The organism is Stenotrophomonas sp. PS02300, assembly GCF_029959395.1.
Lineage (GTDB): Bacteria > Pseudomonadota > Gammaproteobacteria > Xanthomonadales > Xanthomonadaceae > Stenotrophomonas > Stenotrophomonas maltophilia_AD.
Genome location: NZ_JASCOP010000055.1, coordinates 1 through 24759, shown reverse-complemented (window position 1 = coordinate 24759; position 24759 = coordinate 1). Strand labels below are relative to the sequence as shown.

Below are 24759 nucleotides of genomic sequence, written 5' to 3'. Positions count from 1 at the left end.
AACAGCTGGCGGTCGATCTCGCGGGTGAACTGGCCAGCGCCCAGCTGCGCCAGGGTGTAGGCCGCCCCGCTGTTCCAGCCGGCGTACAGCTGGGCCTGCGACTGGCGGTCACGACCGCTGTCGCCGCTCCACTCGCGGCTGCTGTTGCTGCGGGTTTCGCCAAAGGCAAAGCCCATCACGCCATTGCTGCCGAGTGCCATGTCCTGGCCCATCATCCAGCCCTGGGTCTGGAAGCCGCTGCCGGCAAAGCTGCCCTGCCCGGCTTCACCCAGCGCACTCTGCCAGGCGCCGCGCAGGCGCGGTGCGGCCGACACCGCATCGAAGCGGGTCGACAGCGCGCGGCGGTTCATGTCCAGGTTGTCGAAGGTCATGCCGTTGGCCAGGCTGTGCGCCTTGCCGGACAGGCTTTCCAGGCTCGCCTGCAGCGCGCTGTCGCTGTCTACCTTCTGCAGCTGCGCAGCCCCGACACCAAATGCATCCGACGCCTTGCTGCCGGTATCAAGCTGGACGAACGCCTCTTCCACCCGCGTGGCTGACATGGCTGCAATCGCGCCGACGCCTGCGGCATTCGCCGCCGTAGTCACATTGACGCGATTGATGTTCAGCCAGGCGATGTTCGCGTCATAAGCAAGAGTGGCATTCAAGACCGGACCGCCAAAGTCGACACGCCCGAATTGTCCCGTCAGACCCTGTCCCGCTGTGATCAGGGCCTGCTTCTGGCCACTCTGGGGAACATAGCCGTCCACGACCGTGCGCACATTCACGCTTCCCCCTTCCAACGTGGCAGTGCCGGTTACCTGCAGGCCATTGGCGCCCAGTGCGGTGCTGAACCGCGCATTGGCGCGATGCTGGTAATTGCCCTCGATCACCGCCGTGATGTTGGCTTCCAGCAGCGCGACACCGCTCGCATTGTCCACGTTGCCGATGATCCGGCTTGTTCCCGGCCGGAACTGCAAGAGCGCACTGGCGGTAGTGCCCGGATCCGGGTTTTCGACCAGCACGACGTCGGACTTGAGCGAGCCGCCATCGCGCAGCGAAATCGTGCCGCGCTCGATCCGGGTGCCACCGGTATAGGTGTTGATGCCCGACAACCCGATCGCACCATCGCCCTGTTTGATCAGCCCGCCGGCGCCGCTGATGTTGTTGCTCCACACCGTTGTGACGGGCGTGGGTGGAACCACGACGGTGATGCTTCCCCAATCCAGGCGCGCCGGTCCCTTGATCGCCTTGCCCACGTTGAGCAGGCCGTAACCGAAGGTGCTGTCCACGCCGGCCGGGCCGATGTCGGTCGCCGTGCCCAGCAGGGTCTGGCGGACCAGGTCGTTGCTGAAGTACGGGTACTGCTGCCAGACAAGCGCTGCAGCGCCGGAAACCAGCGGGGCTGCGTAGGAGGTGCCACCGCCCCACAGGTAGCTGGGCGTGCTGCCAGTGGTGCTCTTGGGATCGACGAACACCGCCTCGCCTGGCGCGGCCAGGCAGTAGTTTGCCGCGACACCGCAGGCATTGGCATAGGAGGCCAGGCTGTCCGGCGTGGTCGAGTTGACGGCGGTCACCGCCAGCCAGCCCCTCTCCAGGTCCGCTGCCGGGCGAGTGTTGCCCGCGCCCAACTGGCTCGGCAGCGCGGCCATGTCGGAAGGATTGGGCTTGCTCTCGTTGCCGGTGGCAAATACCACCAGACCGTTGTTGGAAGCGATGAAAGGCCGGTACTCGGCGGCGATCGACGCAGTGGCTGCCGCATTGGTCCAGTACAGCCCGCCCCACGAGTTGTTCATGATCTTCACGCCGTCGGCGATCAGATCCTGGTGCACCTGCGCAAGGCCCAACGCACCATTGACCTGGTTGCCGTTGCCCGTGCCGTCGTCAGCGGGCGCCTTGTCGGCGATGATGCGCGCCGACACGATCTGCGCGTCGGTAGCCACGCCGCCCGGCCAGCCGCCGAACTCACGCCCTGCGGCAAGAGAGGCCACGGTGGTGCCGTGCCCGACCACGTCGTCGACGTTGAGATTGTTGGTGCGCCCATCCACGTAACTGCGACTGGCCACCACGCGCCCGACCAGGGTGGGATGAGACCGGTTCACCCCGGAATCGACCACGCCGATCTTTACGCCGGCGCCCGTCAGCCCTTGGCGATCCTTGGCATTGATGAGGGAAAGATGGGCATCGATCGCAGGCTGAAGCGGCGTCACCGGCGGAGTGACCGGCGGCGTCACGGGAGGTGTTACCGGAGGCGTTACCGGAGGTGTGACCGGCGTCACCGGGGGATCCACCCGCACATTGCCACCACCGCCACCGCCCCCACACGCGCTCAATACGACCGCCAACGCACCGGCCAGCACATTCCTGCAGAAAACCGCCTGCTTCATCCCTGTTCCCCGAATAATTGAAAACCACCCCTGGCGCGTCCGTGCGGCCGACACCGGTGGTAAAGCCCGACCCTCTATACTGGGTCCCCCCACGCAGTCTGCCGGGAAACGCGTCGCCATACCATGCCCTGCGTTCCCATTTCGTAAATCGCTCACGCAACAAACGAGATTGCCATGTCCAACATTGTCATCGCCGCTGCCAAGCGGACCGCCATCGGTTCCTTCCTCGGCCAGTTCAACGGCGTGCCCACCCCCACCCTGGGTGCCACCGCCATTGCCGCCGCCCTGGAACAGTCCGGCGTGCCGGCGGCGGACGTTTCCGAAGTGATCATGGGCTGCGTGCTGCCGGCCAACCTGGGCCAGGCCCCGGCCCGGCAGGCTGCCGTGGCAGCAGGGATCCCCTACGCCACCGGCGCGACCACCCTGAACAAGGTCTGCGGTTCGGGCATGAAGGCCATCATGCTGGGCCATGACCTGATCAAGGCCGGCTCGGCCAGCATCGTGGTCGCCGGCGGCATGGAATCGATGTCCAACGCCCCGCACCTGCTGCCCAATTCCCGCACCGGCAACCGCTTTGGCAACTTCCAGGCGGTGGACCACATGGCCCACGACGGCCTGGTCAATGCCTACGACGGCAAGGCCATGGGCGAATTCGCCGAATGCGCGGTGGACAAGTACCAGTTCAGCCGCGAGGAACAGGACGCCTATGCGATCGAATCGGTGCGCCGCGCGCAGGCCGCGCAGGCGGCCGGTGCGTTCGATGACGAAATCGTGGCCGTGAAGGTCGCCGGTCGCAAGGGCGATGTGGAGTACAGCCAGGACGAACAGCCCGGGCGCTCGGACATCGCCAAGATCCCGACCCTGCGCCCGGCTTTCAAGAAGGACGGCACGGTCACCGCCGCCAGTTCGTCGAGCATTTCCGATGGCGCCGCTGCGCTGGTGCTGCTGGCCGAAGACGACGCGGCCGCCCGCGGCGTGCAGCCGCTGGCCCGGATCGTGGCCCACGCCACCCACTCGCAGGAACCGGAGTGGTTCACCACCGCCCCGATCGGCGCCATCCACAAGGTGCTGGAAAAGGCCGGCTGGAGCCTGGACCAGGTGGACCTGTTCGAGATCAACGAGGCGTTCGCCGTGGTCGCCATGGCGCCCATCCGCGAACTGGGCATCGACCCGGCGAAGGTCAACGTCAACGGCGGCGCCTGCGCACTGGGCCACCCGATCGGCGCCTCGGGCGCCCGGCTGGTGGTGACGCTGGTCAATGCCTTGCGCAAGCGTGATGCAAAGCGCGGAATTGCTACACTGTGCATTGGTGGCGGGGAAGCAACCGCCATCGCCATCGAATTGATTTGATTGGTTTTAACACCCGTTTCGCAAAACTGAATGCGGGATCGCTTGACAGCCCAACGTGGCTTGTCATCATGTTGCCGGGCGCGCAATAGCGCGTTGCCTAATCTAACGACGAGGATTCACACAAATGAGCATCAACAAGCTGCTGATCGCAATGGCCCTGGGCCTGGCTCTGACCGCCTGCTCGAAGCAGGAGCAGGCTGCTGACGCCGCCGCTTCGGCCAACGAAGCTGCTGCCGACGCCCAGGTCGCTGCCGACCAGGCCGCTGCTGCTGGCGCCCAGACCGCCGACGCTGCCCAGGCTGCCGCCGACACCGCCACCACCGCTGCTGACGCTTCGGCTGACGCCGCTGCCCAGGCTGCTGGCGCTGCCACCGACGCTGCTGCCGGCGCTGCTGCCGACGCTGCCAAGGCCGGTGAAGCCACCGCCGAGCAGGCCAAGGACGCTGCTGAAGAAGCCAAGAAGTAATAACTTCTTTCTTCAAGCAAGTCTGAAGAAGCCGCTGGTTCGCCAGCGGCTTTTTCTTTGGCTTCACGGCAGGGTGAATAGGATCAGCGTCCCTGGAACCTGACGGAGAACGCCATGAAGATTCGTTCGATCACTACCCCCCTGATGGCCGCCTCCCTGCTGCTGGCCCTGGTGGCCTGCAAGGGCCCGGAAGCCGAACAGGCGCGTGCCGATGCCGCGCAGGCGGCCGACAGCACCGGCGAAGCCGCCCGTGTCGCCGTGGACAAGGCCGCCGCCTCCACCCGCGAGGCCGCCGATGACGCGGCTGCCGCGTCCGAACGCGCCGCGGCCGACGTACAGCCGGCCCTGGACCGTGCCGCCGACGCCAGTGCAGCGGCCGCTGCCGATGCCAAGGTTGCCGCGCGCGATGCGGCAGCGCACGCCAGCGAGGCTACCGCCAATGCCGCCGAGAAAGTGGCTGACAAGGCTCGCGACGTGGCCGAAGACGCCAAGCAGAACGCAGACGCCGCCAAACACTGAAGACAGGTAGCGCCGGGCGCTGCCCGGCGCTACGGCAATGCCCGCGCCATCACCGCGCCGACATCCACCTCATCGGGCAGCGTGCCGAACGCCGCTCCGTGCGCACCGCCCAACCGCGAACGCACGAATGCGCCGGCCACCGGGCTGCCCGCACGCAGCAGTACGGCGGCCTGCAGCAACAGCGCCAGCCGTTCGGTCACCACCCGCGCCTGCGCTTCCGACGGCGTAGCAGCCAGCAGCTCCCGCAACGATGCCAACGCGCGGTCATAGTCCGCATCGCGCCCGGCCACCGCATCCAGTTCCGCATCCAGCACCGGCAGCACCTGCGGCTCGCGTGCCAGCGCACGCAGCACATCCAGGCACTGGATGTTGCCACTGCCCTCCCAGATCGAATTCAACGGTGCCTGCCGGTACAGGCGCGGCAGTATCGATTCCTCGACGTAGCCGGCGCCGCCCAGGCATTCCTGCGCTTCGTTGACGAACACCGCGGCGCGCTTGCAGACCCAGTACTTGCCCACGGCGGTTGCAATGCGGGCGAACGCGGCCTCCTGCGCATCCTGCGGCGCCTGGTCGACCGCGCGCGCCACGCGCATGGCGAAGGTGGTCGCCGCTTCGGATTCGATCGCCAGGTCAGCCAGCACGTTGGCCATCAGCGGGTGTTCGCACAGGCGGCGCCCGAAGCTGCTGCGGTGGCGGGTGTGGTGCAGCGCCTGTGCCAGGGCCATGCGCATTTCCGCCGCCGCACCCAGCATGCAGTCCAGCCGCGTCATCATCACCATGCCGATGATGGTTGCCACGCCGCGCCCTTCGGCGCCGATCCGGCGCGCCCAGGCACCGCACAGCTCGATCTCGCTGGACGCGTTGGACCAGTCTCCCAGCTTGTCCTTCAGCCGCATCAGGCGGAATGCGTTGCGGTTGCCATCGGCCAGGCGCCGCGGCATCAGGAAGCAGGTCAGTCCGCCGGGCGCCTGCGCCAGCACCAGGAACGCGTCGGACATCGGGGCGGAGAAGAACCACTTGTGCCCCACCAGCGCATAGCTTCCATCGTCGCGCAGCTCGGCGCGGGTGGTGTTGCTGCGCACGTCCGAGCCGCCCTGCTTCTCGGTCATGCCCATGCCAAGGGTGATGCCGGCCTTGTCGGCCATCGGCACGTCGCGTGGATCGTAGACCGGCGCGGCGGCTTTTTCGGCCCACTCGGCCAACAAAGGCTCCTGGCGCAACACCGCCACGGCGGCATGGGTCATGGTCAGCGGGCAGCTGGTGCCGGCGTCGGCCTGGTGGTGCAGGAAACTGAGTGCGGCGCGGGCCACGTGCGCGCCGGGACCGCCCTGCTGCCACGACAGTCCCGCCACCCCGTGGCGCTTGGCCAGCTCCATCAGCTGGTGGTAGGCCGGATGGAACTCCACGGTGTCGATGCGGTGCCCCTGCGCGTCGTGCGTGCGCAGCCGGGGGCGGTCGCGGTTGGCGTCGAAACCCAGCCGGTAGAGCGTGTCGCCCGCGATGGCGCCATAGGCCTGCAGCAGGTCGATGAATGCAGCTCCGCCTTCGCGCTGCACCGCTTCGCTCAATGCCACATCGTCGGCCCACAGGTTGCGGCCGCCGAACGGGGGCGGTTGGTTGGCCACCTCATGGGTCTCGAATGCAGGCAATACGGACGTCATCGTGCGGGCCTCCTGGCGGACCCGATGATTCTGCCGCATCCGCATGCCGGCTGCTGTTCAGGCGGATTCTCACCTCGTGCACGAACGCGGCGGCACAGTGCAGGCATGACGACGCACGCGGCACACAGCGACCTGGTAGTACTGCGCCCCGAGGGCCTGTACTGCCCTGCCGGCGATTTCCACATCGATCCGTGGCGGCCGGTGCCGCGCGCGGTGATCACCCACGGCCATGGCGACCACGCGCGCAGCGGCATGGGCCAGTACTACTGCAGTACCGGCAGCGTGCCGATCCTGCGCTGGCGGCTGGGCGATGTGGCGCTGCAGGCGCATGACTACGGTGAACGCTTCACGCTGGGCGGCGTGCAGGTCTCGCTGCATTCGGCCGGGCATGTACTGGGGTCGGCGCAGGTGCGCATCGATGACGGCCAGCAGGTGTGGGTGGCCTCGGGCGACTACAAGCGCCAGCCGGACCCGACCTGCGCGCCGTTCGAGGTGGTGCCCTGCGATGTGTTCATCACCGAGGCGACCTTCGCGTTGCCGATCTACCGCTGGCAGGACACGCGCGAGGTCGCCGCCGAGATCGTGGCCTGGCGGCGCGAGTGCGCACAGCGCGGCGAAGCGGCGATCCTGCTGTGTTACGCACTCGGCAAGGCGCAGCGGGTGCTGGCCGAACTGCTGCCGCTGGACGATCAACCGGCCTGGCTGCACGGCGCCATCGCCAATGGCGTGGCGGTGTATCGCGAGGCCGGCATCGCCATGCTGGAAACGCATACGGTGGCCGAACAGGGGCGCGAACCCGACGCGGCCGGCAAGTTGATCCTGGCACCGCCCTCTGCCGCCGGCACTACCTGGGTGCGCCGCTTCGGCAGGCACCAGTTGGGGTTCGCGTCGGGCTGGATGCGGCTGCGCGGCAATCGGCGCCGGCGCAACTACGACCGTGGCTTCGTGGTCTCCGACCATGCCGACTGGCCGGCATTGCTGCAGACCATTGAACAGACCGGTGCGCGCCGGGTGATCGCCACCCATGGCAACACCGATGCGCTGATCCCCTTCCTGCGCGAACGTGGCATTGCCGCCGAAGCCTTCCGCACCGATTTCGGGAGCGAGGAATGAAGGCGTTCGCCGCGCTCTACCAGCGCCTGGACCGCAGCACCGCCACGTTGGACAAGCGCGCCGCGCTGGTGGCCTATTTCCGCGATGCGCGGCCGCACGACGCGGCGTGGGCGCTGTACCTGCTCAGTGGCGGCAAGGTCGGCGGCGCGCGCCGCAAGATCGCCGCCAGTGGTGAACTGCGCGCCTGGATCGCCGAGGCATCGGGCCTGCCCGCATGGCTGGTGGCCGACAGCTACGACCAGGTCGGCGACCTGGCCGAAACGCTGACCCTGCTGCTGGATGATCCTGCTGCAGGGGCGCAGGACCGGCCGCTTGCCGAGTGGATCGAAGACCACCTGCTGGCCGTGGCCAACCAGCCCGAACCGGTACGCCGTGCCGCGGTGGAGACTGGCTGGAGGCAGCTGCCTGCCGCCGAGCGACTGGTGTTCAACAAGCTGCTGACCGGCGCGCTGCGCGTGGGCGTCTCCCAGCGGCTGGTCCAGCAGGCGCTGGCGGAACTGTCGGGGATCGACATCGCCCGCATCGCCCAGCGCATGCTGGGCGACTGGGTGCCCTCGCCGGGGTTGCTCGCCAACCTGCTCAGCGCTGAAGAACGCCCAGAAGACCGCCAGCAGCCGTATCCGTTCTTCCTGGCCTCGCCGATCGAAGCAGAGGTCGACAGCCTCGGCCCGATCGGCGAGTGGACGCTGGAATGGAAGTGGGATGGCATCCGCCTGCAGCTGCTGCGTCGCAAAGGCGAAGTCGCACTGTGGTCGCGCGGCGAAGAGCGGCTGGATGGGCGCTTCCCGGAAATCGAGGAGGCCGCGATGGCGTTGCCGGACGGCACCGTGATCGATGGCGAGCTGCTCGCCTGGCGCGACGACGATGCACAGCCGTTGCCTTTCACCGCCCTGCAGACCCGGATCCAACGGCGCAAGCCCGGCCCGAAGACGTTGCGCGATACCCCGGTGCGCGTGCTTGCCTACGACCTGCTCGAATTCGACGGCAACGACCTGCGCCAGCATCCGCTGGCAGAACGACGCGCCCTGCTGGCCAAGGTACTCGCCACGCTCGACGATGCGCGCGTGGTGCTGTCGCCCACGCTCGATGCCACCGACTGGCAGGATGCGGCCACGCAGCGCGCGTTGGCGCGCGAACGCGGCGTGGAAGGGTTGATGCTCAAGCGCAGCACCTCGGCCTACCAGGGCGGCCGCCGCCGTGGCGACTGGTGGAAGTGGAAGATCGAGCCGCTGACCATCGATGCGGTGATGATCTACGCACAGGCCGGACATGGCCGGCGCAGCACGCTGTACACCGACTACACCTTCGGGGTGTGGGACGGCGAGCGGCTGGTGCCGGTGGCCAAGGCCTATTCGGGACTGGATGACAAAGAGATCGCGGCGTTGGACCGCTGGATCCGCGCCAACACGATCGAACGTTTCGGCCCAGTGCGCAGCGTGCGCGGCGAACAGGTGTTCGAACTCGGCTTTGAAGCAGTCAATCGCAGTACCCGGCATAAATCCGGCATCGCGGTGCGCTTCCCGCGCATCCTGCGCTGGCGCCATGACAAGCCGGCCAGCGAAGCCGACACGCTGGCCCAGCTGCAGGCGCTGGCGCGGTGACCCGACGCGACGCGATGGCGCGGCTGGCTGCGTGGTTCGCCAGCCGAGGCTGGTCGCCGCTGCCGTTCCAGAAGACGATGTGGCGGCATTACCTGGCCGGCCAGTCCGGGCTGCTGCACACCCCCACCGGCAGCGGCAAGACGCTGGCGATGTTCGGCGGGCCGCTGCTGCAGGCGCTGGTCGACCCGTTGCCGCGCGCACCGGGTGCACGCACCGGCAAGACGGTGCCGGCGCTGCAGGTGCTGTGGATCACCCCGCTGCGCGCGCTGGCCAGCGATACCGCACGCGCGCTGCGTGAGCCGCTGGCGGCACTTGGACTGGACTGGCAGGTGGGGCTGCGCACCGGCGATGCCAGCGCGCGCGACAAACGCCTGGCCCGCGAAGGCCGGATCGACGTGCTGGTGACCACGCCCGAATCGCTGGCGCTGCTGCTGAGTTATCCCGACACACTGGAGCGCATGCGCCGGCTGCGCTGCGTGGTGGTCGATGAGTGGCATGAGCTGCTGGGCAACAAGCGCGGCGTGCTGCTGCAGTTGAACCTGCGGCGCCTGCGCGATGCGCTGCCGGCGCTTCAGGTGTGGGGCCTGTCGGCCACGCTTGGCAACCTGGACGAAGCGCGCGAGGTGCTGCTGCCGGATGTACCCGACGCGCCGCTGGTGTCGGGCGCGCGGCCGCGCCCGGTGAAGGTGGAGACGCTGTTGCCCGCGCACGGCGAACGCTTTCCATGGGCGGGCCATCTGGGCCTGTCGCAGCTGCAGCGGGTGCAGCAGAAGCTGTTCGCAGTCGGCACCAGCCTGCTGTTCACCAACACCCGCGCGCAGGCCGAACTGTGGCACCAGGCGCTGTCGGCGGTGTGGCCCGAAGACCCGGCCACGTTGGGCCTGCACCACGGCTCGCTGGATCCCGCGCAGCGTCGCATCGTCGAGCAGGGCCTGCGCGACGGTGCATTGCGCTGCGTGGTGGCTACCTCCAGCCTCGACCTGGGGGTGGATTTCCCGGCCGTGGACCAGGTCCTGCAGATCGGCAGTCCGAAAGGCATCGCGCGGCTGGTGCAGCGCGCCGGGCGCGCGCGGCATCGCCCGGGGGAATCGGGCCACATCATCTGCGTGCCGTCGCATGCGCTGGAGCTGGTGGAGTACGCCGCGGCACGACGTGCACTGGCCCAGGGCGTGATCGAAGCGCGACGCCCGCTGCGGTTGTCGCTGGATGTACTGGCCCAGCACTGCGTGAGCTGCGCGCTGGGCGGCGGCTTCCGCGCCGACCGACTGCTGGCCGAGGTACGCCGGACCCACGCGTTCGCGTCGCTGGACGACGCGCAGTGGCAGGGCGTGCTGGACTTCATCGTGCAGGGTGGCCAGGCGCTCGCGCAGTACCCGGATTTCCACAAGGTGGTGCGCGACGACGACGGTGTCTACCGCGTGCACGACCGGCGCGTGGCGCTGCGCCACCGGCTGTCGATCGGCACCATCACCAGCGATGGCAGCGTCATGGTGCAGTTCATGCGCGGCGGCCGGCTCGGCAGCGTGGAAGAGCAGTTCGTCGGCCGCCTGCGCCCCGGCGACCGCTTCCAGTTCGCCGGCCGGCTGCTGGAGCTGGTGCGGCTGGAGAATCTCACTGCCTACGTCAAGCTGGCGCGTGGCGGCGATGGCGTGGTGCCGCGCTGGCAGGGCGGCCGCCTGCCGTTGTCGGAGGCGCTGGGCCACGAAATGGAACGCGTGCTCGCGGCTGCGCCCGACAGCCCGGAAATGCACTGGCTGGCCCCCCTGTTGCGCCTGCAGGCACGCGTGTCCGCCCTGCCCGGCCCGTCACTGCTGCTGGTGGAGAGCGTGCGCCGCCGCGAAGGTCAGTTCGTGTTCGTGTATCCGTTCGCCGGGCGCCAGGTCAACGAGGGGCTGGCCGCGCTGATGGCGATGCGCTGGACACGCGTGCAGGCCAATACGTTTGGCTACGCCGCGAACGACTATGGCTTCGTGCTGGCACCGGCACGCGCGGTCGAGGTGGATGCGGTGCAGGTGGCTGCGCTGCTGCAGCCGGACGGCCTGTTCGAGGACCTGCGCGAAAGCCTCAACCTGGGCGAGCTGGCGCGCCGCCAGTTCCGCGACATCGCGCGCGTGTCCGGGTTGTTGATTCCGGCGCTGCCGGGGCGCACGCCACGCAGCCTGCGCCAGCTGCAGGCCTCGGCCGGCCTGCTGTATGACGTGCTGCGCCAGCATGATCCCGGGCACATCCTGCTCGGCCTGGCCGAACGTGAAGTGCTGCATGAGCAGCTCGACCTGGCCTGCCTGGCCGAAACGCTGCGCCGCTGCCAGGCACGCACGTTATGCGTACAGCACCCGGCAACGCTGGGGCCCTTGTCATTCCCGCTGTGGGCCGAGCGTCTGCGCGGGCAGCTCAGCAACGAAGACTGGAAGACGCGCGTGCTGCGCGCCGTAGGCCAACTGGAGAAACGCCATGCCGATTGACGTCGTGACCGATATCGCGGGCGAGCAGGTACGCCTGCTCGGCGAGCGCGCGTTGTACTGGCCGGCGCGCGAGGCACTGCTGATTGCCGACCTGCACCTTGGCAAGGCCGATCTGTTCCGGCGCGCGGGTATCGGCCTGCCCAGCGGCGGCACGGGTGATGATCTGGAACGGTTGACCCGACTCGTTGCCGAACGCCCTGTGCGCACGTTGTGGATCCTGGGCGACGTGCTGCACGGCCCGGCGCATCGGGCCGCCTGGTATCGGCAATGGCAGGCATGGCGCGAGCAGCATCCGCAGCTGGAGATCGGCGCAGTGGCCGGCAACCACGACCGCGTGCTGCCCAAGGCCGACCTGGGCATCACCCTGCTGGGCGAACGCGTGCAGGAAGGCCCGTTCCTGCTGCGGCATGATCCGCAGCCGCACCCCACCCTGCACGTGCTGTGCGGCCACCTGCATCCGCTCGCACGCCTGCCCGGCATGCAGCGGCGCTGGCCGGCGTTCTGGTTGCGCGAGCGCCTGACCGTGCTGCCGGCGTACTCGCGTTTCACCGCCGGCATCGCACCGGTAATGGGCATTGGCGAGCAGCTGGTCGCCTGCGTCGACGCGGACGCGATAGCGCTGCCGGCACGTTGATGCCGGCCCGCGCGGGAACGGCGCGCTTACGCTGCCGAGGGCAGCGCTTCCATCAGCAGGATTTCCGGGGCATCGGGATTACGGCGCACGGGACAGCGCTGCACCTCGGCCAGCATCGAACGCGCGGCGGCGCGGATGCGGGCGTGGTGTTCGGGGGCGGCATGGGTGATCAGACTGGTGACATGGAAGTCGAAGACGTCTTCCATCACATCCGGCTGATCCTCGTGGAGCATCTGCAGCAACCCGCGCAGTTTGCGGATTTCAGAATCGAGAACGTCGGCCGGAAACAGCATGTCTTTCTCCTTGGGGGCAACAACACAACAGTGTCCTTGTGCCACACGCGGAGTGACCCTGCCGTCAACGGCCGCCATTCATGTGCGCATCGCCGCCACGAAACCCGGCGACAATCCCAGTTTTCCCCACCAGCCGCGCTGTGTTCCGCTGAGCACGCGCAGCATGTGGCCACGGCCGCCCGGCAGCCGCCCCATCGGCTGGAACAGCACATCGCGCGCATGCGCGAGCAGGTCGCGCTCGGACTGGAACACCGGCGTCAGCCAGCGGCTCCAGAACTGGTAGATGCCCACGTGTGCGCTGCGCTGCGCCTGGTAGGCCTGCAGCGCGGCATCGGCGCCATCGTGCGCGCGCAGCGCATCGCGCAGCGCCAGCGCATCCATCAGCGCCATGTTCACGCCCTGCCCCAGCTGTGGGCTCATGGCATGCGCCGAATCGCCGGCCAGCACCAGCCGGCCGCGGTGCCAGCGGCTCATCACGGCATCACGGTAGCCGGCACGGGCCAGCTGCGCGCCATCACGCACGTCCTGCAGGCGCAGGTGCGCCTGCGGCCACAGCGCGGCGATCTCCTCCAGCCAGCGTTGCATGCCGTCACGTTCCCACTGATCGAACTGCGCGCGCGGCAGGCTCCAGAAGAAGCTCAGGCGCGGCTGCGCATCATCGGGACGGGTGCCGACCGGCAACAGGCCGATCATCTTGCGCGCCGCCACGTAGCGCTGCCGCAGCTCGTCGTGGTGCGGCCAATCGCCGCGCGGCAACAGGCACCACAGCGCGCCCCACGGGTATTCGCGATCCAGCCGCGTGCCCTGTACCAGCGTGCGCAGCGACGACGCCGACCCATCGGCGGCGATCACCAGGTCATACGGGCCGTGCCAGTGCCCGCGTGCGTCGCGCACGCGGCCATTGTCGGTATCCACATCGACGATGGCGGTATCGGCCTGCAGGTTGCCCGGGTGCTCCCAGGCCTGCGCCAGCAGCGAGAACAGCGCGCCGCGCTGCATGCCGATGCCATGCAGGTGCGCATCCAGCGCCGAATAGCGCATGTCCATCACCGCCCGCCCGCACGGCGTTTCCCCGTACAGCCGGCGGACCGGCGCACCGTGCTGCAGCACCTGTGGCAGCAGGTCCATCTGCCACAGCACGTCCAGACCGCTCGGCTGCAGCAGGAACCCCGCACCCACCGGGCCGGGCCTGGGCGCGCGCTCGAACACGTGCACATCGTGATGGTCGCGTGAAAGAAGAATCGACAACGCCTGGCCTGCGGTGCCGTAGCCGACGATGGCGATCGTGCGCTTTTTCATCTGACTTCCTGTCCAGGGGTTAAAAAAAACCCCGCCGAAGCGGGGTTTTCCTTGCGCTGCGGTGGAGTTACTCCGCCGGCGCGATGTTCGAGGCCTGGGCGCCCTTCGGACCCTGGCTCACTTCATAAGTGACCTTCTGGCCTTCCTGCAGGCTGCGGAAGCCCTTGGAGTTGATCGCGGAGAAGTGCGCGAAGACATCAGCGCTGCCGTCATCCGGCGAGATAAAGCCAAATCCCTTGGCGTCGTTGAACCACTTGACGGTACCGTTCGGCATGGTAATGCAAGACCTTCTTCAATGAATGGGTGGTGTACGCTCAACCAGCGCACTGGCGGAGTATGCAAAGCTTGTCAGGCAATGACAATCATCCGCGTGCCAATTCGCCAATCAGTTCCGGCAATCCGGCCGAAGCCGCGTCAACATTGGCCAGCACTTCGGCCATCGTGATCTCGTCGCCATCGCCACAGCCGGCCGCCCAGTTGGCCACGATGGCCAGGCAGGCGTAGTCCAGGCCCAGCTCGCGGGCCAGGCCGGCTTCGGGCATGCCGGTCATGCCGACCAGGTCGCAGCCATCACGGCGCATCCGCGCGATTTCCGCGTTGGTCTCCAGCCGCGGGCCCTGCGTGGCGCCGTAGCAGCCGCCGTCCTGCAGGCGCACGCCGGTGACCTTGGCCGCCGCCAGCACCTTGCTTCGCAGCATCGGGGTGTAGGGGTGGCCGAAGTCCACGTGCAGCACCTCGGTGCCCGGCTCCTCGCTCAGCGTGGAGATGCGGCCCCAGGTGTAATCGATCAGCTGGTCCGGGCAGGCGAGCACGCGCGGGCCGAAATGCTCGGTGATGCCGCCCACGGTGTTGAGCGCGAGCACGCGCGTGGCGCCGATCTGCTGCAACGCAGCAAGATTGGCGCGGTAGTTGATCTTGTGCGGCGGCAGCGAATGGCCTTCGCCATGCCGGGCCAGGAACGCCACCCGCTGGCCGAGCAGCGTGCCGACCCGGATCGGGCCGGACGGCGTGCCGTAACGGGTTTCGACCGCATGGCTGCTCACGTCATCGAGCTGGGCCAGCTTGTACACACCGGTGCCGCCGATCACGGCCAGGGCGATATGGTCCATGGGCGCTGCTTATTCCTTCATCGCGTAGATGGCCGGGACGCCGCGCAGCGCTTCGTTGACGTCCATGCCGAAGCCGAACACGTAACGGTCCGGCAGTTCGACACCGGCGTAGTCAGCCTTGACGTCGGGCAGCGCGCGGTCGTGCTTCTTCACCGTCATCGCGGCGATGCGCACGTCGGTGGCGCCCTGCTCCAGGCACCAGGTGCGCACGCCCTGCAGGGTGAAGCCTTCGTCCAGGATGTCGTCGACCAGCAGCACGCGGCGGCCGAACAGCGAGGTGGCCGGCTTGTGCTTCCAGACCAGCTCGCCGCCGGTGGTTTCACCGCGGTAGCGGGTGGCGTGCAGGTAATCGAACTGCAGGTCCTGGCCGCGCGCGCCGAGCTCCAGCGCCAGCTGGCCGGCGAACGGCAGCGCGCCGTGCATGATCGACAGGAACAGCGGCACCTCGCCCTTGTAGTCGGCCGCGATGGCATCGGCGATGGCCGCGATGGCCGCATCGATGGTGGGGCGGTCGACCAGCAGGTCGGCCTGGGCCAGGGCCTGGGAAATGGTGAGGTTGGGCATCAGACGGTTCTTCCAAGGGTGTCGAGCAAACGGGATTGGGAGGTGCCATGGCGGACATCGGCCAACAGGCCGTCCCAGCCAAGCGCGCCACGGCCGATCAGGCCGAGCAGCGCAGCAGTATTGAGGGGGCGGCCGTCGACCGCACGCAGCGCTTCGTCGACCAGTTCCGGGTGGCAGACCAGCACCACGTCGCAGCCGGCATCCAGGTGCGCATGCACGCGCGCCTGCACGCCGCCGGCGGAGAACGAGGCGGCCATGCCGATGTCGTCGGAGAACACCACGCCACGGAAGCCCATTTCCCCGCGCAGGATCTGCTGGATCCAGCGCGACGAATACCCGGCCGGCTCCGGCGCCACCTGCGGGTAGACCACGTGGGCCATCATCACCGCGTCGGCGCCGGCATCGATGCCGGCCGCGAACGGTACCAGGTCCAGCGCACGCAGCGCATCGAGGTCACGCGGGTCGCTGGCGGCGGCCACGTGGGTGTCTTCCAGCACGCTGCCATGGCCGGGGAAATGCTTGAGCGTGGCGGCCATGCCGACGCTGTGCATGCCGCGCACGTAGGCGCGGGTGAAGGCGGCCACCACCTGCGGGTCGGCGCTGAAGGCGCGGTCGCCGATGGCGCGGTTGCCACGGCCCAGGTCGACCACCGGGGCGAAACTGAGGTCCACGCCACTGGCACGCACTTCGCTGGCCATCAGCCAGGCGTGCTGTTCGGCCAGGGCCAGGGCTGCCTCCGGATCCTGTGCGTACAACGCATCGAAGCCCTGCAGCGGCGGCAACGCGCTGAACCCTTCGCGGAAGCGCTGCACGCGCCCGCCTTCCTGGTCCACGCAGATCAGCAGCGGGCGCGGCGCGGCAGCGCGGATCGCGGCCGACAGCGCGGCGATCTGCTCGCGCGAGGCGAAATTGCGCTTGAACAGGATGACGCCGGACACGGCATCGTGCTGCAGCCAATCGCGTTCCTGGGCGGTAAGTTCGGTCCCGGCAACGCCGATCACGAGCATGGGTCGATCTCCAAAGCGGGGCGCCGTGATGGCGCACTGCCGCATTGTCGCAGAAGGCGTGTCCCCGAGGCCACGGGCGCGGGGGGCGTATTCAGGGCCAGCGGCTGTAGGGGTTCGCGGCCAGGGCGAGGTTGTAGTACCGGACCTGGTCGGTCACCTCCTCGCCTGCCCAGGACGGCAGGTCGATGGGCTGGTCGGCCTGGTCCAGTTCGACCTCGGCCACCACCAGCCCGGCGTTGTCGCCCAGGAACTCGTCCACTTCCCACAGCAGGCCGCCGTGGTGGACCAGGTGCCGGCGCTTGTCGATCAGGCCCCCCACGCACAGCGCCAGCAGCGCGCGGGCGTCCTCCACCGGGATCGGGTAATCGAATTCCTGGCGGGTGTGCCCGATCTCGCGCGACTTCAGGTTGAGGAACGCCGCATCGCCCTGGATGCGCACCCGCACCGAGGCCTTCTGCGCGCCGCTGTCGATCGAGGCGGTGTCGTTGATGTAGCCCTGCGCCATCGGGATGACCGCGTGCGCGGCGGCGCGCCAGCCCTCGCCGGTGACCAGGAACTTGCGCTCGATCTCGATGCCCATCTCAACGCTTCTCGAAGACGGCGATGCTTTCCACGTGCGCGGTGTGCGGGAACATGTCCATGGCACCGGCCGACACCAGGGTGAAGCCCTGCTCGTTGACCAGGTAGCCGGCATCACGCGCCAGCGAGCCGGGGTGGCAGCTGACGTAGACGATGCGCTTGAACTGCTTGAGCGGCAACTGCTGCAGCACTTCGATCGCGCCCGAGCGTGGCGGGTCCAGCAGCAGCTTGTCGAAGCCCTGGCGCATCCACGGGGTCTGGCGCTGGTCCTGGGTCAGGTCGGCGGCGAAGAACTGCGCGTTGTCCAGGCCATTGCGCGCGGCGTTTTCCTTCGCCCGCGCCACCAGCCCGGCTTCGCCTTCCACGCCCACCACTTCGCGCACGGTGCGCGCCAGCGGCAGGGTGAAGTTGCCCAGGCCACAGAACAGATCGAGCACGCGCTCATCCGGGCCGGCGTCGAGCAGCTCGAGCGCCAGCGCGATCATCTTTTCATTGAGGTTGGCGTTGACCTGGATGAAATCCAGCGGACGGAACGCCAGTTCCACGTCCCACGGCGCCAGCCGGAACGACAGCGGCACCTCGCCGGGCAGCAGCGGGTGCACCGATTCAACCCCGCCGGGCTGCAGGAAGATCGCAAACCCGTGCTCGGCGCCGAACGAGGCCCAGGCCGCCTTGTCGGCATCGCTGAGCGGCAGCATGTGGCGGATGGTCAGCACGATCGCATCGTCGCCGGCAATGAACTCCACCTGGGGGATGTCGCGCTTGCCCTCCAGGGTTTCGATGAAGGCCGACAGCGCCGCCACCTTCAGGCCGATTTCCGGGATCACGGTGAGGCACTGGGTCAGGTCCGCCACGAAGCGCGGGTCCTGCTCGCGGAAGCCGACCAGGGTCTTGTCCTTCTTTTCCACCCGGCGCACCGAGAAGCGGCCCTTGCGGCGGTAGCCCCAGCTGTCGCCGACCAGCGCGGGCAACACGGTGCCCGGGCTGACATGGCCGATGCGGGTCAGGTTGTCGAGCAGCACGCGCTGCTTGGCCACGATCTGCTGGCCTTCTTCCAAGTGCTGCAGCACGCAGCCGGCACACACGCCGAAGTGCGGGCAGCGCGGGGTGACCCGCTGCGGCGAGGGCTGCAGGACCTCCACGGTCCGCGCCTCGTCGAAATGGCGGTTGCGGGCGGTGGGCTCGGCGCGCACCACTTCGCCCGGCAGGGCGCCGGAGATGAAGGTGACCTTGCCGCCCTCGCCGTCACGGCGGGCGACGCCCCGGCCATCATGGCTGAGGTCGAGGATGCTGGTCTGGAACGGGGTCTTGTCGAGGCGGGAGCGGGATCGGGCCACGTGGCAACAGGCTGCGGGCAAAAAGGGTGCGTATTGTCGCAGATACGCACCCTGGGCTGCCGGATGACCCCATGGGGAGGCTTGCAGGACGCCGTATCGTGTTTAATATGGGCATAGCTGACATGGAGGCAGCCCCAAATGCAGATGACCCCGAGGGCTCCCATGCCCCGTTTCCTGCTCGTCGAGGACGACACCATCAGTCGCGGCTTTTTCCGGGCCGCGCTGGAAACCCTGCCCGCCCAGGTGGAAACCGCCGATTCGCTGGCCAGCGCCCTGGAACGGGGCCGCCGCAGCGAACACGACCTGTGGCTGATCGACGTGAACCTGCCGGACGGCAACGGCAGCCAATTGCTGCGCGCCCTGCGCCTGTCGCGGCCGCACACGCCGGCGCTGGCCCATACGGCCGATGGCGACACCAGCATCCATGCCCGCCTGCGGGATGACGGATTCAGCGAAACCCTGGTCAAGCCGCTGAGCCGTGAGCAGCTGCTGCAGGCCGTGCGCCGTGCGCTGGTCAACAGCCCCGGCAGCGCCGCCCCGGCCGCCGCCGGTGGCGGCAGCGAGGTCGAACGCGAGGATTGGGACGAAATCACCGCCCTGGCGGCCCTGAACGGGCAGCGCCATCACCTGATCGCCCTGCGCGAGCTGTTCCTGGCCGAGCTGCCCGGGGTCCGCGACGCGGTGGCCCAGGCAGTGCAGCAGCACGATGTGGGCACCTTGAAGGGCCAACTGCACCGCCTCCAGGCCAGCTGCGGCTTCGTCGGCGCCGCCCGCCTGGCCCGCGCGGTACGCCAGCTGCACCAGGCCCCCGAATCAAATGGCGCCCACACCCAGTTCAAGGCGGCCGTAGAGTCCCTGTTGCATTGACGGTCACCGCCGCCGCGCCAGATCCTCCAGCATCTCCCACGATTTCAGGCCGCGCCCGCCCAGATGGTGCAGCAGCACCGCGCGCATGCCCCGGCGCAGGCTGGCCAGGTCATCCGGCCCGGGCAGCGCATCGTTGGCCAGGGCCAGCAGCGCGCTCCCGGTGGCCGTCCCCCGCCGCGGGTCCACGCCGCGTTCGCTGAGCAGCCGTCGCGGACCTTCCAGCGGGTCCAGCTCATAGCGCGCGGCCGGGTCGATCGGCTCGCCATCGCTGCCATGGGCCAGGTCGAAGCCGAACCCCAGTGCCTCCAGCAGGTCGCGTTCGAACCGGCGCAGGGTCCAGGCCAACGGCTCGGCCGCCGCCAGCCGCTGGCGCACCTGCCCGTAGTGGTCGTACAGCTCGGGCAGCGGGTCCTGGCGGGGCGCAAGCCGCATCACCAGTTCATTGACGTAGAAGCCGGCCAGCATTGCATCGCCGCTCAGCCGCGGTGCGGCATCCAGTGCCTCCGCGCCACGCAGCTGGGCCAGCTCGCCGCGCTGCACGGCGGCCAGGCGGATCCATTGCAGGGGCTGCAGGGCCGCGCGCAGCGCATGGCTGCGCGGGCTGCTCACACCGCGCGCCAGCACGCCGATCCGCCCATGCTGCTCGGTCAGGACCTCGACCAGCAGGCTGGTTTCCCGCCAGGAGCGGGCATGCAGCACGAAGGCCGGTTCGTCATCGATGCGCATGGGCAGGGGCGGTGAGCGGCAACCCTGCCGGGTTTACTCGTAGCCGAAGGCCTTCAGCGCGGCTTCGTCGTCCGACCAGCCTTCGCGCACGCGCACCCAGGTTTCCAGGAAGACCTTGGCGTCGAACAGGCGCTCCATCTGCATGCGCGACTTGGCGCCGATGTCCTTCAGGCGGCTGCCGCCCTTGCCGATCACGATCGCCTTCTGGCCTTCGCGTTCGACCCAGATCACCGCACCGATGCGCAGCAGGTTGCCGTCTTCGACGAAGCGCTCGATCTCCACCGTGGTGGCGTACGGCAGTTCTTCGCCGAGCTGGCGCATCAGCTGCTCGCGGACCAGTTCGCCGGCCAGGAAACGCTGGCTGCGGTCGGTGATTTCATCTTCGCCGAACATCGGCGGGGCCTCCGGCAGCAGCTTGAGCAGGTCGCGCACCAGCGCTTCCAGGCCGTTGCGCTTCTGCGCGGAAATGGGGTGCACGGCCGCGAAGGTGCGGCCTTCGGTGACCTGCTGCAGGAACGGCAGCAGGGCTGCCTTGTCCTTCAGCCGGTCGACCTTGTTGACCACCAGCACCACCGGAACGCCGGCGTCGCTGAGTACGTTGAACGCCAGGGTGTCTTCCTCGTCCCAGCGGCCGGCCTCGATCACCAGCATGCCGGCATCCACGCCCTCGAGCGAGCCGCGCGCGGCGCGGTTCATCACCCGGTTCATGGCGCGCTTCTGCACGCGGTGCAGGCCGGGGGTGTCGACCAGCACCAGCTGGCCTTCCGGATAGCTGGCAATGCCCAGCAGCCGGTGGCGGGTGGTCTGCGGCCGGTTGGAGACGATGCTGACCTTGGCGCCCACCAGGGCGTTGGTCAGGGTCGACTTGCCGACGTTGGGGCGGCCAATGACGGCCACGCTGCCGCAATGATGGGGGGTTGCTTCGCTCACTTGGAATCCAGTTGCTCGAGGGCGGCAGCTGCCGCCTGTTGTTCGGCCAGCCGTCGCGAGGCACCTTCGCCTTCGGTGCTGACAGCGGGATCGGCTACGCCGCAGCGTACCCGGAAGGTCTTGGCGTGATCGTCGCCTGATTCTGACACCAATTCGTACAGCGGCAATGCCTTCTGTCGGCCCTGCAGCCATTCCTGCAGGCGGGTCTTGGGGTCTTTTTCGGGCTTGCCGGTGGCCGGCAGCGCCTCCATGGAGGGGCCGAACCAGGGCAGTACCACGGCCTGGCAGGCGGCAAAGCCGGCATCCAGGTAGATCGCAGCCACCACCGCTTCCAGGGCGTCGGCCAGGATCGAGTCCCGCCGATGGCCGCCGGACTTCATTTCGCCGGGGCCCAGGGTAAGCCGCTCGCCCAGCTCCAAGGTGCGGGCGATCACCGCCAGCGCGCCCTCGCGCACCAGCTCGGCGCGGGCGCGGGTCAGCGCGCCTTCGTCGGCCTTGGGCCAGCGCTTGTAGAGCGCCTGGGCCACCATCATGTTGACGATGCTGTCGCCGAGGAATTCCAGCCGCTCGTTGTTCGGCGTGCCGGCACTGCGATGCGTCAGGGCCTGCTGGAGCAGGCCCGGATCCTGGAAGGCGTGACCAATGCGGTCACCACGTTGATAGGTTTTAGTCGGCACCGCTGAGGGTCAATTCCTGGTGTGCTTCAAATTTGCCAACCACGTCGAGGTTGCCGATCAGCGGGCGACGCACTTCGTAGTTGACCTTCATGTTCCAACCGCCACTGACGCGTTCGAACTTGATGTTCGACGGCTTCACGGTTTCGGAGTAGTTGATGTACAGGCGACGGAAGAACATTTCCTGCACCTGCCCCGGCTCCTTGTTGGCCACGCCCGGTTCCTGCGCCACGCCCTTGAGCGCGGATTTCACTGCATAGAACTCCGAATACATCGGGAACAGCTTCATGCCGATGTACAACACGAACCCGACGGCGCACAGCACGATCAGGAACGAGGTCAGGGTCATGCCACGCTGCGTGTTCATCGTCTTCATTGCGTTCTCCCCAGATACGCGGTTGGAATCAGTTGATGCCGGTGCCGATGCGGGACGGTTCGAAACCATCCTTGCAGAACCAGCCCGAGCAGTTCAGCCAGATCAGGAAGGCCTTGCCGCGGAGATTCTCCTCCGGCAGCAGGCCCCAGAAACGGCCGTCATCGCTGTTGTCGCGGTTGTCGCCCATGACCAGGTACTTGCCCGGCGGCACGGTCCACTGGCCTTCGCCACGCGGATAGTCGGTCTCCAGCACGGTATGGGTGCGGCCCGGCAGGTGCTCCACCAGCAGTGAGGCGCCCTCCCCCTGGCCACGGTGCCCAGCATACAACCCCTTGCTCTCGTACTTGAGCGGGGTGCCGTTGAGGATCACCCCATCGCCCTGGAAGGCGATCTCGTCGCCCGGGACGCCGATCACGCGCTTGATGAAGTTCTCGCCCTTGTTCGGGTCGTTGTCCGAATGGCCCGGGAAGTGGAACACCACCACGTCGCCGCGCGCCGGCTCGCCGATCGGGACGATCTTGGCGTTGTTCAGCGGCAGGCGCAGGCCATAGGCGAACTTGTTGACCAGGATGAAATCGCCGATCAGCAGGTTCGGCATCATCGAACTGGACGGGATCTTGTAAGGCTCTGCAATGAAGCTGCGCACCACCAGCACGATGGCCAGCACCGGGAAGAACGCCCGGGAGTAATCCACCAGCACCGGCTCGCTGTCCAGCAGGCCGGCCCGCGCCGCGCGGCGCTTGGCGAAGTACAACTTGTCGGCCAGCAGGATGAGGCCCGAGGCCAGCGTCAGTACGACCAGCAGGATTTCAAACAGTTTCATGCAGTGTCCTTGGGAACGGGAGCCTTACTTGTCCATCTGCAGCACGGCGAGGAAGGCTTCCTGCGGAATCTCCACGCGGCCGACCTGCTTCATGCGCTTCTTGCCTTCCTTCTGCTTCTCCAGCAGCTTCTTCTTGCGCGAAACGTCGCCACCATAGCACTTGGCCAGCACGTTCTTGCGCATGGCCTTGACCGTGGTGCGGGAGATGATCTGCGAGCCGACGGCGGCCTGGATGGCCACGTCGAACATCTGCCGCGGGATCAGTTCCTTCATCTTCTCGCACAGCTCGCGGCCGCGCCGGTCGGCATGGCTGCGGTGCACGATCAGCGACAGCGCGTCGACCTTGTCGCCGTTAATCAGCACGTCCACGCGGACGAACGGACCGGCGTCGAAACGCACGAAGTGGTAATCCAGCGAGGCATAGCCGCGGCTGACCGACTTGAGCTTGTCGAAGAAGTCCAGCACCACCTCGGCCATCGGCAGCTCATAGCTGATCTGCACCTGGCTGCCCAGGTAGTTGATGCCGATCTGGCTGCCGCGCTTTTCCTCGCACAGCTTGATGATGTTGCCGATGTACTCCTCGGGGGTGAGCACGTTGGCGCGGATGATCGGCTCGCGGATCTCATCGACCATGTTCACCGGCGGCAGCTTGGCCGGGTTGTCCATGTTGATGATGGTGCCGTCGGTCTTGAGGACCTCGTACACCACGGTCGGCGCGGTGCTGATCAGGTCCAGGTTGTATTCGCGCTCCAAGCGCTCCTGCACGATTTCCATGTGCAGCATGCCCAGGAAGCCGCAGCGGAAGCCGAAGCCCATCGCTTCGGAGCTTTCCGGCTCGAAACGCAGCGCGGCATCGTTCAGGCGCAGCTTGTCCAGCGCTTCGCGCAGGTCCGGGTAGTCTTCGGCATCGACCGGGAACAGGCCGGCGAACACGCGCGGCTGCATTTCCTGGAAGCCCGGCAGCGGCTTGGCGGCCGGGTCGGCGGCCAGGGTCAGGGTGTCGCCCACGGGCGCGCCGTGCACGTCCTTGATGCTGGCCGTCACCCAGCCCACCTCGCCCGCACGCAGGGCCGGCAGGACCTTGCGCTTGGGGGTGAACACGCCGACGTTGTCGACCTGGTGGTTGCGGCCGGTGGACATCACCTGCAGCTTGTCGCCGGCCTTGATCTGGCCCTGCATCACGCGCACCAGCGAGACCACGCCCAGGTAGTTGTCGAACCAGGAATCGATGATCAGCGCCTGCAGCTTGTCGGTATCGCGCGGCTTCGGGGCCGGGATGCGATGCACGATGGCTTCCAGCACGTCCACCACGTTCAGGCCGGTCTTGGCGCTGACCGGCACCGCGTCGGTGGCGTCGATGCCGATCACGGCTTCGATCTCGGCCTTGGCGCGCTCGATGTCGGCGGTGGGCAGGTCGATCTTGTTGATCACCGGCACCACTTCCAGGCCCTGTTCCACGGCGGTGTAGCAGTTGGCGACCGACTGCGCTTCCACGCCCTGGGCCGCATCCACCACCAGCAGCGCGCCTTCGCAGGCCGCCAGCGAGCGGCTGACTTCATAGGAGAAGTCGACGTGCCCGGGGGTGTCGATGAAATTCAGGTGGTAGGTCTGGCCATCTTTGGCCACGTACGGCAGCGATACCGACTGGGCCTTGATGGTGATGCCGCGCTCGCGCTCGATCGGATTGGAGTCGAGCACCTGCGCCTCCATCTCGCGGGCCTGGAGGCCGCCGCAAAGCTGGATGATGCGGTCGGCCAACGTGGACTTGCCGTGGTCGACGTGGGCAATGATGGAGAAGTTGCGGATGTTCCGCATCGAATCAGAGGACATAGGTGGCGGCGGCGCGTCGCGTCGTCAGGATAACGGCACATTATCGCATGGCCTGCCCCTCCCCGCGTGCCGGGGGGGCCAAATACGACCGGGCCCGCCGAAGCGGGCCCGGAAACGCAGCAGCGACGGGGTTTACTGCCCGGTCTTGACCGCCACGAAGGCGCTGTTTCCGCCGG

At 68.0% G+C, this 24759-nt stretch carries 24 protein-coding genes; 8 read left to right on the top strand and 16 right to left on the bottom strand.

All coding sequences use genetic code 11. The features are described from left to right. On the bottom strand, window positions 1-2186 hold a 2186-nt coding region (locus tag QMX79_RS11720; RefSeq protein WP_336618866.1), incomplete at its 3' end, for a S8 family serine peptidase. 351 nt (window positions 2187-2537) lie between these two features. Here QMX79_RS11720 and QMX79_RS11715 point away from each other — a divergent pair. From QMX79_RS11715 to QMX79_RS11705, 3 genes are all read left to right on the top strand, one after another. After that, complete coding sequence (locus QMX79_RS11715; RefSeq protein WP_282246915.1) at window positions 2538-3713, top strand: acetyl-CoA C-acyltransferase; 1176 nt, start codon at window positions 2538-2540, stop codon at window positions 3711-3713. A gap of 124 nt (window positions 3714-3837) precedes the next feature. Beyond that, complete coding sequence (locus tag QMX79_RS11710; protein WP_282246914.1) at window positions 3838-4179, top strand: hypothetical protein; 342 nt, start codon at window positions 3838-3840, stop codon at window positions 4177-4179. Window positions 4180-4293: 114 nt separating this feature from the next. Then, complete coding sequence (locus QMX79_RS11705) at window positions 4294-4698, top strand: hypothetical protein (protein ID WP_282246913.1); 405 nt, start codon at window positions 4294-4296, stop codon at window positions 4696-4698. 29 nt (window positions 4699-4727) lie between these two features. On the opposite strand, the gene QMX79_RS11700 is transcribed toward QMX79_RS11705, so the two are convergent. Then, window positions 4728-6359 carry an acyl-CoA dehydrogenase family protein gene (locus QMX79_RS11700; protein WP_282246912.1) on the bottom strand — a complete coding sequence of 544 codons (1632 nt, stop codon included), beginning with the start codon at window positions 6357-6359 and terminating at the stop codon, window positions 4728-4730. A gap of 105 nt (window positions 6360-6464) precedes the next feature. Between QMX79_RS11700 and QMX79_RS11695 the strand changes: the two genes are divergently transcribed. From QMX79_RS11695 to pdeM, 4 genes are read left to right on the top strand one after another with little or no spacing between them, the layout of a single operon-like run. Then, window positions 6465-7472, top strand: a complete 1008-nt coding sequence (locus QMX79_RS11695; RefSeq protein WP_282246911.1) for a ligase-associated DNA damage response exonuclease — start codon at window positions 6465-6467, stop codon at window positions 7470-7472. Further along, the gene (locus tag QMX79_RS11690) at window positions 7469-9073 is read left to right on the top strand and encodes an ATP-dependent DNA ligase (RefSeq protein ID WP_282246910.1); all 1605 of its coding nucleotides are present in this window, start codon (window positions 7469-7471) and stop codon (window positions 9071-9073) included. The genes QMX79_RS11695 and QMX79_RS11690 overlap by 4 nt, the downstream gene beginning before the upstream one ends. After that, window positions 9070-11535: a ligase-associated DNA damage response DEXH box helicase gene (locus QMX79_RS11685; protein WP_282246909.1), complete on the top strand. Its 2466-nt coding sequence runs from the start codon at window positions 9070-9072 to the stop codon at window positions 11533-11535. The genes QMX79_RS11690 and QMX79_RS11685 overlap by 4 nt, the downstream gene beginning before the upstream one ends. Next, entirely contained in the window at window positions 11525-12169 is a 645-nt protein-coding gene (pdeM, locus tag QMX79_RS11680; RefSeq protein WP_282246908.1) for a ligase-associated DNA damage response endonuclease PdeM, read from the top strand. Before QMX79_RS11685 ends, pdeM begins: the two co-directional genes overlap by 11 nt. A gap of 26 nt (window positions 12170-12195) precedes the next feature. On the opposite strand, the gene QMX79_RS11675 is transcribed toward pdeM, so the two are convergent. The 8 genes from QMX79_RS11675 to rlmD form a co-directional block, all read right to left on the bottom strand. Further along, window positions 12196-12462 (bottom strand): hypothetical protein, encoded by a 267-nt coding sequence (locus QMX79_RS11675; protein WP_282246907.1) that lies wholly within the window; start codon window positions 12460-12462, stop codon window positions 12196-12198. Between the two features lie 78 nt (window positions 12463-12540). Then, window positions 12541-13761 carry an NAD(P)/FAD-dependent oxidoreductase gene (locus QMX79_RS11670; protein ID WP_282246906.1) on the bottom strand — a complete coding sequence of 407 codons (1221 nt, stop codon included), beginning with the start codon at window positions 13759-13761 and terminating at the stop codon, window positions 12541-12543. Window positions 13762-13828: 67 nt separating this feature from the next. Further along, window positions 13829-14035, bottom strand: a complete 207-nt coding sequence (locus QMX79_RS11665; protein ID WP_068853615.1) for a cold-shock protein — start codon at window positions 14033-14035, stop codon at window positions 13829-13831. A gap of 88 nt (window positions 14036-14123) precedes the next feature. Beyond that, the gene (locus tag QMX79_RS11660; RefSeq protein WP_282246905.1) at window positions 14124-14870 is read right to left on the bottom strand and encodes an S-methyl-5'-thioinosine phosphorylase; all 747 of its coding nucleotides are present in this window, start codon (window positions 14868-14870) and stop codon (window positions 14124-14126) included. A 9-nt stretch (window positions 14871-14879) separates the two neighbouring features. Further along, window positions 14880-15434, bottom strand: coding sequence for a hypoxanthine-guanine phosphoribosyltransferase (locus QMX79_RS11655; RefSeq protein WP_068853617.1), 555 nt, complete (start codon window positions 15432-15434; stop codon window positions 14880-14882). Continuing rightward, on the bottom strand, window positions 15434-16441 hold the full coding sequence (gene nagZ, locus QMX79_RS11650; RefSeq protein WP_282246904.1) for a beta-N-acetylhexosaminidase: 1008 nt from the start codon (window positions 16439-16441) through the stop codon (window positions 15434-15436). Before nagZ ends, QMX79_RS11655 begins: the two co-directional genes overlap by 1 nt. 91 nt (window positions 16442-16532) lie before the next feature. Next, window positions 16533-17021 (bottom strand): CYTH domain-containing protein, encoded by a 489-nt coding sequence (locus QMX79_RS11645; protein ID WP_282246903.1) that lies wholly within the window; start codon window positions 17019-17021, stop codon window positions 16533-16535. Window position 17022: 1 nt separating this feature from the next. Continuing rightward, window positions 17023-18357 (bottom strand): 23S rRNA (uracil(1939)-C(5))-methyltransferase RlmD, encoded by a 1335-nt coding sequence (gene rlmD, locus QMX79_RS11640; RefSeq protein WP_282246902.1) that lies wholly within the window; start codon window positions 18355-18357, stop codon window positions 17023-17025. A 138-nt stretch (window positions 18358-18495) separates the two neighbouring features. Here rlmD and QMX79_RS11635 point away from each other — a divergent pair, with 138 nt between their 5' ends. Further along, entirely contained in the window at window positions 18496-19224 is a 729-nt protein-coding gene (locus QMX79_RS11635) for a hybrid sensor histidine kinase/response regulator (protein ID WP_282246901.1), read from the top strand. A gap of 3 nt (window positions 19225-19227) precedes the next feature. Here QMX79_RS11635 and recO read toward each other — a convergent pair whose 3' ends face one another. From recO to lepA, 6 genes are read right to left on the bottom strand one after another with little or no spacing between them, the layout of a single operon-like run. Continuing rightward, a complete protein-coding gene (gene recO / locus QMX79_RS11630) occupies window positions 19228-19950 on the bottom strand; it encodes a DNA repair protein RecO (protein WP_282246900.1) in 723 nt (240 codons plus the stop codon). A 33-nt stretch (window positions 19951-19983) separates the two neighbouring features. Continuing rightward, the gene (gene era, locus QMX79_RS11625) at window positions 19984-20880 is read right to left on the bottom strand and encodes a GTPase Era (protein ID WP_282246899.1); all 897 of its coding nucleotides are present in this window, start codon (window positions 20878-20880) and stop codon (window positions 19984-19986) included. Then, window positions 20877-21557, bottom strand: coding sequence for a ribonuclease III (gene rnc, locus QMX79_RS11620; protein WP_282246898.1), 681 nt, complete (start codon window positions 21555-21557; stop codon window positions 20877-20879). The genes era and rnc overlap by 4 nt, the downstream gene beginning before the upstream one ends. After that, window positions 21547-21930 (bottom strand): DUF4845 domain-containing protein, encoded by a 384-nt coding sequence (locus QMX79_RS11615; RefSeq protein WP_282246897.1) that lies wholly within the window; start codon window positions 21928-21930, stop codon window positions 21547-21549. Before QMX79_RS11615 ends, rnc begins: the two co-directional genes overlap by 11 nt. 28 nt (window positions 21931-21958) lie before the next feature. Beyond that, entirely contained in the window at window positions 21959-22753 is a 795-nt protein-coding gene (gene lepB / locus QMX79_RS11610) for a signal peptidase I (protein WP_093533487.1), read from the bottom strand. Between the two features lie 24 nt (window positions 22754-22777). Then, a complete protein-coding gene (gene lepA / locus QMX79_RS11605) occupies window positions 22778-24568 on the bottom strand; it encodes a translation elongation factor 4 (protein WP_282246917.1) in 1791 nt (596 codons plus the stop codon). Window positions 24569-24759 lie beyond the last annotated feature (191 nt).